The organism is Runella sp. R5_40, assembly GCF_057652295.1.
Genome location: NZ_JBYFCH010000008.1, coordinates 273,267 through 287,476, shown reverse-complemented (window position 1 = coordinate 287,476; position 14,210 = coordinate 273,267). Strand labels below are relative to the sequence as shown.

Annotated in this window: 10 protein-coding genes; 7 read left to right on the top strand and 3 right to left on the bottom strand. The window is 46.5% G+C overall.

What is annotated here, in order from left to right; genetic code table 11:
* Nucleotides 1–160: 160 nt before the first annotated feature.
* The 6 genes from AC23N5_RS16835 to AC23N5_RS16810 all read left to right on the top strand — a co-directional run bounded on the left by AC23N5_RS16835 (nucleotide 161) and on the right by AC23N5_RS16810 (nucleotide 6,008).
* Nucleotides 161–1,651, top strand: coding sequence for a CotH kinase family protein (locus AC23N5_RS16835; RefSeq protein ID WP_487756473.1), 1,491 nt, complete (start codon nucleotides 161–163; stop codon nucleotides 1,649–1,651).
* 79 nt (nucleotides 1,652–1,730) lie between these two features.
* Nucleotides 1,731–3,188 (top strand): CotH kinase family protein, encoded by a 1,458-nt coding sequence (locus AC23N5_RS16830; protein WP_487756472.1) that lies wholly within the window; start codon nucleotides 1,731–1,733, stop codon nucleotides 3,186–3,188.
* A gap of 7 nt (nucleotides 3,189–3,195) precedes the next feature.
* Nucleotides 3,196–3,678, top strand: a complete 483-nt coding sequence (locus tag AC23N5_RS16825; RefSeq protein WP_487756471.1) for a hypothetical protein — start codon at nucleotides 3,196–3,198, stop codon at nucleotides 3,676–3,678.
* Nucleotides 3,626–4,462 carry a polyphosphate polymerase domain-containing protein gene (locus AC23N5_RS16820; protein ID WP_487756470.1) on the top strand — a complete coding sequence of 279 codons (837 nt, stop codon included), beginning with the start codon at nucleotides 3,626–3,628 and terminating at the stop codon, nucleotides 4,460–4,462. Before AC23N5_RS16825 ends, AC23N5_RS16820 begins: the two co-directional genes overlap by 53 nt.
* A complete protein-coding gene (locus tag AC23N5_RS16815; RefSeq protein WP_183974763.1) occupies nucleotides 4,431–5,090 on the top strand; it encodes a DUF4956 domain-containing protein in 660 nt (219 codons plus the stop codon). Before AC23N5_RS16820 ends, AC23N5_RS16815 begins: the two co-directional genes overlap by 32 nt.
* A 258-nt stretch (nucleotides 5,091–5,348) precedes the next feature.
* On the top strand, nucleotides 5,349–6,008 hold the full coding sequence (locus AC23N5_RS16810) for a DUF2490 domain-containing protein (protein ID WP_487756469.1): 660 nt from the start codon (nucleotides 5,349–5,351) through the stop codon (nucleotides 6,006–6,008).
* A gap of 35 nt (nucleotides 6,009–6,043) precedes the next feature.
* Here the strand turns inward: AC23N5_RS16810 and AC23N5_RS16805 are convergent, their stop codons facing one another.
* Nucleotides 6,044–6,820 carry a type III pantothenate kinase gene (locus tag AC23N5_RS16805; RefSeq protein ID WP_487756468.1) on the bottom strand — a complete coding sequence of 259 codons (777 nt, stop codon included), beginning with the start codon at nucleotides 6,818–6,820 and terminating at the stop codon, nucleotides 6,044–6,046.
* A 280-nt stretch (nucleotides 6,821–7,100) separates the two neighbouring features.
* On the opposite strand from AC23N5_RS16805, the gene lacZ reads away from it, so the two are divergent.
* A complete protein-coding gene (gene lacZ, locus AC23N5_RS16800) occupies nucleotides 7,101–10,484 on the top strand; it encodes a beta-galactosidase, LacZ type (protein ID WP_487756467.1) in 3,384 nt (1,127 codons plus the stop codon).
* A 99-nt stretch (nucleotides 10,485–10,583) separates the two neighbouring features.
* On the opposite strand, the gene AC23N5_RS16795 is transcribed toward lacZ, so the two are convergent.
* Nucleotides 10,584–12,611, bottom strand: coding sequence for a CHU_0125 family OmpA-like outer membrane integrity protein (locus tag AC23N5_RS16795; RefSeq protein ID WP_487756466.1), 2,028 nt, complete (start codon nucleotides 12,609–12,611; stop codon nucleotides 10,584–10,586).
* A gap of 162 nt (nucleotides 12,612–12,773) precedes the next feature.
* Nucleotides 12,774–14,195 (bottom strand): inorganic phosphate transporter, encoded by a 1,422-nt coding sequence (locus tag AC23N5_RS16790; protein WP_487756465.1) that lies wholly within the window; start codon nucleotides 14,193–14,195, stop codon nucleotides 12,774–12,776.
* Between the last annotated feature and the right edge of the window lie 15 nt (nucleotides 14,196–14,210).

Here is a 14,210-nt window from a genome sequence, read left to right as displayed (position 1 = left end):
GCAATGTGTCTATTTATCAGTGGTTTGTGTAGAGCCTTTACCAAACTTAACAATTTCTTAACATTCTTCTACACATATCCAGTATTTGTAGGCACATACGGCAAGAGCTGCCACATCTTGCGTTCATTGGCGGTAATCACCTTTAAAACCGCCATAACCGATGAAACGCACACCTTATCTTTTTTTGCTCAGCTTGCTCTGTTGGATTTCCGTCGAAAGCATGAGCCAAAACAACACTTCTACCCCAAAAAGTAAGTCAAGCCGACCCAATTACGAGGTAGTCTTTCCTCAAAATCGCGTGAATACGCTAGAAATCACGCTTACCCAAGCCACTTGGGATAGCATACAAATAGATATGAAAAAGAAATTTGGGAATGAATTTGGAAAAGGAAGTCGATTTCCAGGACCGATGCCTAGAAATGGGGCTTCTGCTGCTGCCATGCGGGAGGGAGGTTCGATGGGCGGAGGTCCTGCTTCTTTTGGCCAAAGCGAGCCCAATTATGTGGTAGCTTCGTTGAAGTTTAACGGAAAAACGTGGAATTCGGTAGGTTTTCGCCTCAAAGGTAATTCGACCCTAATGATGTCTTGGGGGCAAGGGATTTACAAATTGCCTTTCCGATTATCGTTTGATGAATTTGCACCTAAAGGGGCAGCGAAACCCTCATTTTACGGTTTTCATGAGTTGTCGATGTCACCTGCGGCCAACGACCCTTCACTTTTACACGAAAAAGTGGCCGCTGATTTATTCCGTCAAGCAGGCATTCCCGCCGCCCAAACGGCTTTTTATCGCGTATTTATCAATTTTGGAGAAGGCTTGAAATACTGTGGGGTTTATACCATGGTCGAGGTCATTGACGACACGATGGTTGGTACTCAGTTTGGAGACACCAAAGGAAATATTTACAAACCCGAATCCACGTTTCAGAAGTTTACGGCGGTTCAGTTTGAGAAGAAAAATAACAAGAAAAAAGCAGATTACTCAGACGTTCAGTCGTTCATCAAGGCGCTAAATGATTCTACTCGGCTTACACAGCCTGCCCAGTGGCGAGCGCATTTGGAAGCTACCTTCAATGTTCCTCATTTTTTAAAATACTTGGCCATCAACAACGTCATTGGCAACTGGGATACCTACGGAGCCATGGCGCACAACTTTTACCTGTACAATTCTCCTACCAAAAAGCTTACATGGATTCCGTGGGACAACAACGAAGCCTTTTCGAACCGTGGCGGTGGTGGAATGTTTCCTCCTGTAATGGCGCGCAATGAAAGTAGTGCCCCTTCTGAAGGGTTCTTTCCACCGCCACCACCGATGGGAGGCAACAAAGGTGGATTTGGCGGGAATGTTTCCCTCGACCTTTCGACCGTCAGCAAGCAATGGCCACTGATTCGCTACCTAGCCGATGATCCCGTCTATTTTACGCAATACAAAAATTACGTCAAAGAGTTTACCCAACATCTATTTACAACTACCAACATGAAAAAGTTATTGGAACGTCAGCATCGACTCATTGCCCCTTTTGTGGAGGGCAAGGAAACAAGACCTTATTCTCAGCTACGGGATACGGCTAGTTTTGGTCGTTCGCTGGAACAACTCAATGAACACGTCGTATCTCAAACGCAAAAAATAGCAGCGTTTTTACAAAAGCCCTAGCCCTCTTGCAACGTAACTATTTCTTTTAACGTAAACCTCATTGATACCGATGCCTCTAAACTCATATTCTGACACCTCTATGAAAATTGTTCGTTCCACGCTCTTTGTGGTACTCATGGCCTTTGTTGTCACCTCTTGTAAGGACAAAGTGCAAGATGTGTCCCCTGGCGATGGTACTGCCGAAACGGCCAATCCCGACTGGACAACGGAGTCGCACAGTGGCGATGGCACCCCCAACTATGACATTGTCTTTCCACAAAGTCAGGTTAATACCCTCGAAATTACAATGACGGCGGCCGATTGGACGGCCATCAAAACCGACATGCAGACCCTGACGGGAACTGCTTTTGGCACGCGTAGCAGCGGTTCGCAAGGTGGCGGCGGAGTACCAGGCGGCAACCCACCCAACGGAGGAAACGGCGGCGGTGGCGGTGGTGGCCTCGACCTCATCGGTGGTACTCCCATCTACGTAGCTACTACCCTCAAATTCAACGGTAAAACTTGGAACAAAGTCGGACTCCGCCTCAAAGGCAATTCAAGTCTTTCTTCGACTTGGGGCGCTGGTATTTATAAACTTCCTTTTCGACTAAAATTGGATGAATTTGAAGACAAATATCCAGAGATTGATAACCAACGCTTGTACGGTTTCAAAGAACTCTCCATGTCACCCGCGTATGCCGACAACTCACTTATTCGGGAAAAAGTAGTGGCTGATATTTTTCGCATGGGAGGAGTAGCTGCCGCCCGTACGGCCCTCTATAAAGTATATATCAACTTTGGCGAAGGAGCCAAGTACTGTGGCGTATATACCATGGTCGAAATCATTGACGACACGATGGTAAAAGACCAGTTCGGAGAAAAGAAAGGGAACATTTACAAGCCTGAATCGACATTTCAGTCGTTTGTTCAATCACAATTTGAAAAGAAAAACAACGAAACAACCCCTGATTACAGCGATGTGCAGGCGTTTGTGACGGCCCTCAACAGCACCGACCGCACCACCAACGCCGCACAGTGGCGCGCTAATCTCGAAAAAACTTTCAACGTTGATAATTATTTAAAGTACTTGGCCATCAACAACACCATCGTCAACTGGGATTCGTACGGAGCAATGGCGCACAATTATTACCTGTACAACTCGCCGACGAACAAATTGACGTGGATTCCGTGGGACCACAATATGTCGATGACTAGCTCATCAACGGGCGGGGGAATGAGCCGTTCGGCCGTGTCGTTGGCCATGACCGAAGTAGGGACGGGTTGGCCACTCATTCGCAACGTCGCCGCTGACCCCGTTTATTACGCCAAATACAAACAGTACGTGCGTTCGTTTGCGGATAATGTTTTCACCACTGCCAAAATGAACGAGTTGTTTGAAAAATACACAACGCTTGTCACGCCCTACGTAACAGGTACTGAAAAAGAGGTGTCACCTTATACCAACCTCACAAATACGGCCGCATTCACGGCATCGTTGGCTGAACTCAAACAACACGTTGTCACTCGAAACCAAGCAGTTAATACTTTCCTTAAATAAAAAGTATATGTCGAACAGTAGCATCTTTGTGGCCTTATTGAGCATATCCGTTGGTTGGGCACAAAGCAAAAAGGAAGTAAAAAAGTACGACATTGTTTCTACCACCGAAACCATTACCGAAGTCGTTGATGGAAAGGAAGTTACCCGAAATGACTCGTACAAAAAATTTGACAAAGATGGCAACGTCATCGAAGAAGTGAAGTACGATAACTACGGAAAAGTGGAAGAACGTATCGTGCGGATTTTTGACAAATTCGATAACAAAACGCAAGAAATTACCTTCGATGCTACCAATCACCAACTCAAACGAGAAGTCTATAAATACAACGAACTAGGCGAAAAAGTCGAAGAGTCGGAATTCAATTCAAAAAATCAACTGGTTAGTCGTGCGGTTTTTGTTACCGACCGACGTGGCCTCAAATCGGAAAAGAAAACCTATGACAGCAAGGGCAAGCTCATTCAGACTAAAAAATACCGCTACGACGACTGAGGAATTGTTTGAGGGAATCAAACAGCAAGCCAAGGCGTTTGAAGCGATTTCGTTGGCCGAAATGGACAGCGTAAAGCTGATGAACCGTACCGATGCCAAGTTTGTGATTCCGCTCGGAATGTTCTCGGTTATTCTCTCCGATTTGCTTCCTCATTACCGTATTTTGGAGGTAAATGGCCTGCGCCTAGCCGACTATGAAACGTTGTATTTTGATACCGAATCTTTGCAACTTTATCACGAACATCAGTCGGGAAGGCTTAATCGCTACAAGATTCGTCAGCGTAACTACGTGCAGTCAAACCTCATTTTTACGGAAGTTAAATTTAAGAATAATAAAGGGCGTACCATCAAAACACGAGTGCGCCAACAACAACTTCCTGGCGAAAAGATGGAAGATAATGTTTGTGGTTTCCTACAACGGCAGACGCCGTTTGCTGCCACCGACTTACAGCCCGTTTTGTGGGTGGACTATACCCGCATGACCCTTGTAAGTAGAACTACTGCCGAACGGCTTACGCTGGATTTAAACCTGACGTTTCGAAACGAAAAGATGGTTAAAAATTATGCTCCAGTTGTCGTCGCCGAAGTAAAGCAAGAGTCGCTCAAGCACTCGTTTTTTCTGGATCTGATGAAAAAGTATAAACTCAGAGAAGGGTCGATTAGTAAATATTGCCTGGGCATTATCAGCCTTTACAACCACGTCAAGTACAATCGGTTTAAATCAAAACTCAATCATTTACACAAACTAGCGCATGCTTTTTCTGCAAGAACTCACCACGCCTGATACCTTTGAGTGGTTTAATAAACTACCCGAAAAGTTTTTTGTACGCCTGCTCGTTGATGTGCTCACCACAACGATTCTTGTACGTCTGATTTATTACCGTATTTACCGCCGTACCGACTTATTTTTGACGTTTTTTGGCTTCAACTTTGTGATTTTCCTCATCACGTACCTTCTCAATAAAGTACAGATGTCGATGGGAGCTGCTTTTGGACTTTTCGCGGTCTTCTCAATGTTGCGCTACCGTACCGAGGGACTGTCGGCCAAAGACATGACGTACTTGTTTATCGTGATTTCGGTGGGGTTGATTTCGGCCATTATCAAAGGTAGTTGGGACGAGTTAGGGCTTGTTAACGGAATGATTTTATTGGTGGTGTGGCTTTTGGAAGGAAATTTGCTTATCAAAAGAGAGCTGACCAAAAACATCCAATACGACCGCATCGAGCTCATCACGCCCGAGCGTCAAGAAGAGTTATTGGAAGATTTGCGCGCCCGAACAGGCTTGGCCGTTCACCGCGTAGAAATTCAAACGATGGATTTTTTGAAGGACTCGGCACTTATCATGATTTTTTATTACCAAGGAACGGTAAAAAATCAAGTGCTAAGGGTGGCTCACAATCCGACCGAATAGTGCAAGGGGCAAATAGCGAGGGGCAAGCCGTGTGCCGTGCTAAGGGTTGCTCACAACCCGCTCGAAGGAGGCAAGAAGTAAACCCAAAACTAAAAACAGGAAACCTAAAAGTGACAAGGGTTGCTCACAACCCGACCGAGGACGAACAAAGGGCAAAAAGCAAGGGGCAAGCCGTGTGCCGTGCTAAGGGTTGCTCACAACCCGCTCGAAGGAGGCAAGAAGTAAACCCAAAACTAAAAACAGGAAACCATCAAAAAAATGAAAAAAATAGCAATCGCAGCCTTCGTATGTTTACCGTTTTTGGGGCAAGCCCAAGCAACGGACATTGGTTTGTGGTCGGGCGTGGGGGTGGAGAAAAAAATCACCAAATCGCTTTCAGTGAGTGTAAATACACAGTTCCGTTTTACCGATAACGTTTCCATCTTACGGGCATACCTGGGCGAAGCTGGAGTGTCGTACAAACTTAACAAGCGCTGGGAAGTAAGCGGATATTACCGTTTTATAGGTCGTCGGAAGAAAAATGACGATAAAACAGGCTACGAATACCATCCTTACCACCGTTTTTATGCCGATATTGCTTACGACCGTAAAATCTGGAAGTTGAAATTTGATTATCGTTTGCGGTACCAAAACCAGTTTATGGACGACGACAGCGGCCTCGAAAACGACAAAAGCTATGTGCGTAACAAATTTGAAGTATCTTATCCCAACAAATCGCGCTTTACCCCTTACGTTTCTACCGACTTTTTTTATCAGCTAGGCGGCGTTGGTTTTGATCAAATGCGAAACAAAGGCGGGATTGAGTTTGCCATCAACAAACGTAACAAAATTGATGTTTCAGGCTTTACGGATTACCGACTTCAAGGTAGTCAAGAGAATCGTTTTTTAATTGGTGTTTCGTATAAGTTGAAGCTTTGATTTGGCACGAGGCTTTGCCTCGCGCCAACTAACTATTATCTTGAAAGCCCAGATACGCGTTCTCCAATGATGCGTAGGCCATCGAGGGTAAGGCTGCGGTTTACTTCCACAAATTCTCCGTGCAGGGTATCAATAATCGACGAAAGCCCACCCGTTGCTAGGGCAATGCAGTCGCCATCGAGCTCCCGCCGAATCCGCGTAATCATGCCGCGCACCAAGCTCTCGTAGCCAAGCAATATCCCCGCCTGAATCGCGTGCGTGGTGTTTTTACCAATGGCCGATTCGGGCAATTTGAGGGGTACTTCGGGAAGCTGGGCCGTGTTTGAAAACAAGGCTTTTACAGCTGTTTTTAGCCCAGGAGCAATGGCCACGCCCAAAATCCGTCCGTCACCCGAGACGGTCGTAAACGTAAGCGCCGTACCAAAATCCACCACAACCGCATTACGTCCGTACTTGGTGTAAGCCGCCACCGCGTTGGCCACCAAGTCGCTTCCTATCTCGTGCGGATGATCAATTTCTACTTTTAGCCCAGGATATACCTCTGGCCCAACCACCACAGGTGGCATCCCAAAAAGCCCCGATAACATGCTACGCAAAACGGGCGTCAGTGGCGGTACAACACTGCTCAACACCGTCGTTTGTACGTCCGAAATCAACAAATTTGCTTCCAAAAAATGAAGGCGAAGTTTGGTTTCGTAGTGAGGCGCTCCTTCATCGGTGAGCGAACGTACCCGAAAAATATGCGTCCATTCATCGTTTTGCCATACGCCAAAAACGGTGTCAGTATTGCCTACATCAACGGCTAAAAGCATGATACTTTTGAGGTTAGAATGATTGAAATTTGCGAGCGGATTCCATTCAAGAAAGCAGGTAGGGTAAAACGAGTACCCAATATTTACGCTTCTTTTTTCGTTTTATTCTTATTGGTTCTGCTCAAAGAGCCTTTATTTTGTAAATTATTAATTAACCAATGATGACGCTACTCCTTTTTTTAGACAAAACAAAATACTGATAATCAGCCATTTTTACCTAAAACAAGGTTTTTTATTCTATTCTTTACTAGCGTTTCTTGAATCTAACCGCTTTTGATTTATGCGCAAATTAAGCGTTTTTTTATCCTTGTTCGTTCCTTGTATTGGATTTGCCCAAGATTTACCCGACTGGGAAAACCCTGCTGTCATTAGTAGAAATACCGAACGCCCTCATACAACGATTGTTCCTTTCAGCGACGAAGCCTCAGCGCTGAAATTTGACCGAGCGGCTTCTCCTTACGTCAAATCACTCAATGGTACGTGGAAATTCAAGTGGGTATCGCATCCTTCAAAAGTTCCAGGTGATTTTTTTCAACAAAATGTCAATACTTCTACTTGGGACGATTTGCCCGTGCCATCCAATTGGCAAGTGGTAGGCGCTCGCGAAGGTCGTCCTTACGACCGCCCTATTTTTTCCAACATCAAGCACCCGTTCCCTGCCTCTCCGCCGCGCATCACCAGCGATACCAACTCCGTGGGATTGTACCGTACCCAATTTAGTCTTCCTGCCAATTGGCAAGGCCGCGACGTTTTTTTGCATTTTGCAGGAGTTCAGTCGGCTTGCTATGTTTGGGTAAATGGCCTTCAGGTGGGGTATCACGAAGACGGAATGACACCCGCTGAGTTTAATGTCACCAAATACCTACGCGGCGGCGACAATCAACTGACGGTTCAGGTCATCAACTGGTCGGACGGTAGCTACCTCGAAGACCAAGATTTTTGGCGCATATCGGGAATTTTCCGCGATGTTTATCTCTACACTACGCCTACGATTCACATTCGCGATTACTACGTAGTGACTGATTTGGACGATAACTACCAAAATGCAACGCTAAAAGTGGCGGCTTTTGTCAAAAATTTTTCGTCGCAAGTGCAAGATAAATACCAAGTTAAGTTCAAACTCTACGACCCTTCTGGCCGCCTTGTGCAGGACGATTTGGTAAGAAACGTACCAATGATGGATCCGAAAGACGAGTCGTACCTGAACTTAAACGTACCCATTACTTCCCCCGCTTTGTGGAGTGCCGAAGCACCCAATCTTTACAAATTACTGATTCAAGTGATAGACGGCGAAGGACGTATCGCCGAAGTATTAAGTACCCGTGTCGGTTTCCGTGAAGTGAACCTTCGCAATGGTCAACTATTGGTCAATGGCAAAGCGGTAAAATTTAAGGGAGTCAATCGCCACGAGTTTGACCCAAACACAGGCCGTGTCATCAGCCGTGAGTCCATGATTAAAGACATTGTGTTGATGAAACAGCATAACATCAACGCAGTTCGTAGCTCACATTACCCCAACGACCCACTTTGGTACGACCTCTGCGACGAATACGGCCTGTACGTCATCGACGAAGCCAACATCGAAAGCCACGAGCTTTGGCAACAAAAAGGAATTGTTTTAGCGGCCAATGCCGACTGGAAAGACGCGTTTGTCGCTCGTGGAAAAGCCATGGTGGAACGTGACAAAAACCACCCTTCTATCGTCATTTGGTCGCTTGGAAACGAGTCGGGCATGGGAGGAAATTTTGACAGCATGGCCGAAATCATCCGCCTCATCGACCCTACCCGTCCGCTGCACTACGAAGGTCGCTCCAATTACCCCAAAACCTTTGAAGACGTGGAGCAGCCCGTGACGAAGTACGACATCAACGGCACGATGTATCCTTCGGTCAAAGTGATGGAAGCCATGGCCAAGAAAGACCCTAATCGCCCGTTGATTATTTGTGAATACGCGCACTCGATGGGAAATAGCGTCGGAAATTTGAGCGACTACTGGGAGCTTATTGACAAAAATCCCCGAATGCAAGGTGGGTTTTTGTGGGATTGGGTGGACCAAGGTTTAACCCTCAAAGACAAAGCGGGCAATTGGTACATCGACCACGTTAACCGCATTGATGGCGCCAACGCAGGCGATGGCTTGGTCAATCCTGACCGCACGCCTCAGCCAGAAATCAACGAGGTAAAACACGTATATCAATACATCAAGTTTTCGCCAAAAGATACGCTTTCGACCCAAAATCAAGCCATTACGCTCCAAAATACCTACAATTTCTTGAGCTTAAAGCCTTTCAAATTGACGTGGCAGCTTCTCGAAAACGGCAAAGTTGTACAACAAGGCGACCTCAACGACCTGAATGCTGCCCCTGGTGCCAACCAATCGCTTTCTATTCCTTTTTCTATGCCGACTTCGGGCGGGGAGTATTTCCTGAATCTTAGTGTCAAACTCAAAGAAAACACCGCATGGGCGCAAGCAGGGCACGAAGTGGCTTTTGAACAACTATACATCAAAAATAGCTACCCAACGGCCAAAACGGTGGTGACGTGGCCAGCCAATGCGACTGTCAAGGTAGGATTGGTACGTGGCGGAGGGATTCAGTTGACCAATCCCCAGTTCAAAATCATTTTCGACCGCAAAGTGGCGGGTATCAGTTCTTTTATTTACAAAAATCGGGAACTCATTGCCAAACCGCTCCAGCCTAACTTTTGGCGAGTGCCTACCGACAATGACGAAGGGGGCGGAAAAGACTCTTTTGCAGCACGTTGGAGAGCCGCAGGGTTAGACAGCCTTCGCCGTTTAGGGGGCGATATTCGTATTGAGCAAGTAAGCCCTTCTGTCGCAAAAATTCATACCCAAAGTACGTGGGTAGGCCGTGCAGGGGTTAATTTTGTCGTAAAAACGACTTATACCGTCTTTGGTTCAGGCGATATTGACGTCAGAAACACCATTACGGTCAATGGCAACAACGTACCTCCACTTCCCAAAGTGGGAATGCAAATGCAACTTCCTGCTTCGTTTCGTAACCTTACGTGGTATGGACGCGGGCCGTTTGAAAGCTACCCCGACCGCCTTTCAGCCGCGCGGGTTGGCGAATACAGCGGTACCATTGCCAGCCAACATTTCCCGTACATTATGGCGCAAGAAAACGGCAACAAAAGCGATGTTCGCTGGGCTGCCGTGACGGATTCCGTTGGTTTTGGATTGGCAGTGATGGGTGGCCCAGTGTTTAATTTTAGCGCTCATGACTATACAGATGCTGACCTACTCGCCGCAAAAACTACGCAACAACTTCCCCACGGACAGGTGAGTGTGTTGAATTTCGACCATCAATTAATGGGGCTAGGTGGCGACGATAGCTGGACACCACGCACGCACGAAGAATACCTTTTGACCGATAAAGAATACGCTTACTCATTCCGTTTGCGGCCATTTGATGCGTCAATGTCGTTGAGTGCCATTACCCAATCGGCACTTCCCGAAATGACCGCCCAGTCGCAAGCAGCATCCGAGTTGGGCGCTCCTGCCTCGATTGTCAAAGAAGAGTCATCGGGACAAGAAGCACTTGATGCTCAAGAAGCCGCGATTCGCAAAGCAGAATCACGCAAGTACACCAAGAAAAAAAGCTACCGTAAAAAATCATCTTCTAAGAAAAAGCGCAGAAGATAGTATAGTCGGGTTGAGAGCAACCCTCTCCCCAACAAAAAGCCCAACTCCGAGGAGTTGGGCTTTTTGTTGGTTTACCAATAACAGATAACCGCGCGCTACTTAGTAACTCAAAATCGTAAACTCTGTACGACGGTTCTTTTGGTGTTCTTCTTCGGTTTGTGCTTTCTTTATAATCAAGCGCGTTTCACCGTACCCTTTGGCCACCAATCGGTCTTTTTCAATGCCTTTTGACACAATATAGTCAACGGCCGACTGCGCACGGTTTTGCGAAAGTTTGTTGTTATAGGCATCCGTTGCACGGTCGTCGGTGTGAGAACTCAATTCAATTTTTACCGTCGGGTTATCTTTCAAAATCTGAACCAGTTTATCCAACTCTACTGCGGCATCGGTACGGATGTTGAATTTATCTAAATCGTAGTAAATGTTTTCGAGCACAAACGTCTTGTTCAATGCCAAGCGGTCGAGTTTGAAGGCCACATAAAACGTCGTATCCATCGTTAGTTTTTTACGGAAAATTTGCGGAATTGCTTTTCCAGACATCGAGAAGGCGTCGCGTTTTGTGATATAGCCCTTACGTTCAATCAAAAGCGTATAATCTTTTCCTTCCTCCAACGGGAACGTTCCAAAAACACCTCCATCGCGGCTGATTCCTTGTCCTACCAAGCTATCCGAGCTTACTTCGTACATTTTCACCACTGCCGAATCGAGCGTTGCAGCAGGCGTATCGTTTGAACTTACCGTTCCTGCTAAGAAATAATTAACGATTTTAGGAGGTTCAGGTTTACCAACGGTACGGCGGCGTGGGTCATCAATCGGCAATTTTTCCAATTCGGCCAACTGCGTCGAATCCAGTCCCACACTTTCATCCTCAAAAAGGTAAATATCATCGTCGCCTTTTCCGCCCGTGCGGTTAGAAGCAAAGAAGCCAAAACGCATTTCATCATCGACATATACCATCCCGAAATCATCGAAACGGGTATTAATAGGTGGCCCAAGGTTTTCGACCGTAATCACTCCTTGCGAACGAGTAGCGACGAACACATCCAATTTCCCTAATCCTGGATGGCCATCCGAAGAGAAATAAAGTTTTGAGTCGGGGCCTACATACGGGAACATTTCATCGCCAGGCGTATTGATATCTTTGCCCATGTTGACGGGTTTACTAAAACGCCCCGAAGCATCCATATTGGCCCGATAAATGTCAATTCCTCCTACTCCGCCTGGGCGATTAGAACAAAAATACAGCGTGCGCCCGTCGCGCGAGAAAGCGGGGTTGGCGTCCCACGAAGCGGAGTCGCTCACGGGAATCATTCGCGGCTCTGACCATTTTCCACTGACCAAACGGCTCAGGTACAAATCGCAATCAGCCGTTCCTTTTTTACCCCCCGTATTAGCGCGCGAAAACACGACAGTTTTACCATCTTTGGTAAAAGTCACGTCGGCTTCGTTGACACCTTCCAAGAAAGACGCAGGGCTAAATGGCTCGGGTTCGCCTGAGGTTTCGGCGTATTCGTCGGCGAGTTTCACTTTATAAATCCCCAACATCGGCATACCGTTTGTTTTGTAAGCGGTATTTTTTCGAGTAGAGGCAAAAATCAGATTTCCATCTTTTACAAAAGGGCCATATTCCCCGCCTGCGGTATTCAACTTTTCGAGGTTTTGCACCCGATAAAACGTTTTTTTATCTCGCAAAACGTCAATCGAACGCAGCGTGTAGAGCTCCCGATTGGCCTTTTCTACGTTTACTTTGTTGGTAGGATTGCTGGCCAAATATTTCTCCAATTGTTTGGCTGCCTCCGCGTACTCGCCCGAGGCTTTGAGCATGTACGCGTAGTGAAACGGTATTTCGGGATCGGGATTGCCCGCTTCCAACGCCTTTTTGTAGTAAGGAGCAGCTAACTCGAAGCGGTTAGATAAGCGGTACGATTCGGCCAATAGATAGTTGGTACGCGAAGGTTCGTAGTTTGCATTTGCAACGGTGCGGAGGTCTTTGATAGCCAACTCATACTCCCCTTTGTCAAACTTAGAAATACCCTCCTTAAACATTGACTGGGTGGAGTTACAAGCCGTGAAGAGGGTCAAGCAACCCACAAAGGCCAAACTGGATATAAAGAAATGCTTTTGCATAAGCGATCGGGACAAAACGTAAGCGGCTAATTTAACGAAATCGTTTTTTTCTGCTAAACTTTAACGCTAAAAGTTGCTGAAATGTTGCATTGGTTCTATATCATAAAAAAACGCTGACAGCTTAAAAATACTGTCAGCGTTCTTTATTATAAGCTATTTAGCTTAGAAAATCCAACGGAAAAAGACATACAAGGTAAATGACAAGAAAATCGAGACAGGCAAAGTAAGCACCCAAGCCATCAAGATATTACGCACGGTTTTGGCTTGGAGGTTTTTAATCCCTTTGCTAGCCACCATCGTACCCGCAATCCCCGACGAAAGCATGTGGGTCGTACTTACTGGCAATCCAAAGCCCGAAGCAATCCCGATTCCCATACTGGCCACCAATTCAGCCGAAGCACCTTGGGCATACGTCAAGTGCGACTTACCGATTTTTTCGCCTACTGTCACGACAATACGCTTCCAACCGACCATCGTTCCCAAGCCCAACGACAACGAAATCATCAATACCACCCAAAAAGGTGCGTAATCTGTCAAACGGCGGAGTCCTTTTTTGTCGTCCGTGTTTTCTTTGATGATTTTCTTGTCTTGGTCGCTCATGCTCACCGACTCGCTGTCCATCAATTTCTTCAAACTGCTGTTAATCACCAAAATATCACGACGCGCTTCTAGGCGTGCATTGGGTTCGATATGTCCCGCTGAGTCGGCAGCGCTAATCACTTTCATCAAATCTTCGGTGCTACCGTTGACTTTTGCCAAACGCTTTTTGTCTTCAATACCAAGCAGTGTGGTGTCAATTTTACTCACCGTTTGCTCAATCGCCACCAAGTTATCTTTTACCATGCGTGGGTCAATCTGGTCGTTCAACGAAAAGTAAGCAGGCACGACCCCAATCAAAATCAACATCACCAAACCGACGCCTTTTTGGCCATCGTTGTTTCCGTGAAAAAAGCTCACGCCCGTACAAGTCAAAATCAAAATTGCACGAATCCAAGTTGGAGGTTCTTGGGTTTTCTTGGGTTCGCTAAATACTTGTTCACGCGCTTCTTTATTAAGTGCACGGCGCAATGCAAACATCAACACCACCGCCAAGCTGAAACCCACCAACGGAGAAAGCAACAAAGAAGCGAAGATTTCGGTCGCTTTCGTCCAGTTAACCCCTGCGCCGTCGGCCGCCTCGGGCATCATCGAAAACGCCAAACCAACTCCCAAAATCGACCCAATCAAGGTGTGCGAGCTGGATGCTGGCAAGCCAAAATACCACGTACCAAAGTTCCAGATGATCGCACTCAATAGCAGCGCTAACACCATGGCAATGCTATGGTAGATATTTTGATCTATCAGTAGTTCCACGGGCAGCAAGTTGACGATACCCATCGCCACGGCAATCCCTCCTAAGATTACCCCTAAAAAGTTACAAAATCCCGACCACACGACCGCCGTTGTTGGCTTGAGTGAGTTGGTATAAATAACGGTAGCTACGGCGTTGGCAGTGTCGTGAAAACCATTCACAAACTCAAATGCACAAGCGCACAAGATACAGATAAACAGGAGGATGAAGATGTCAGTCTCTAAGCCAAACATGATTTTAGAAATAAA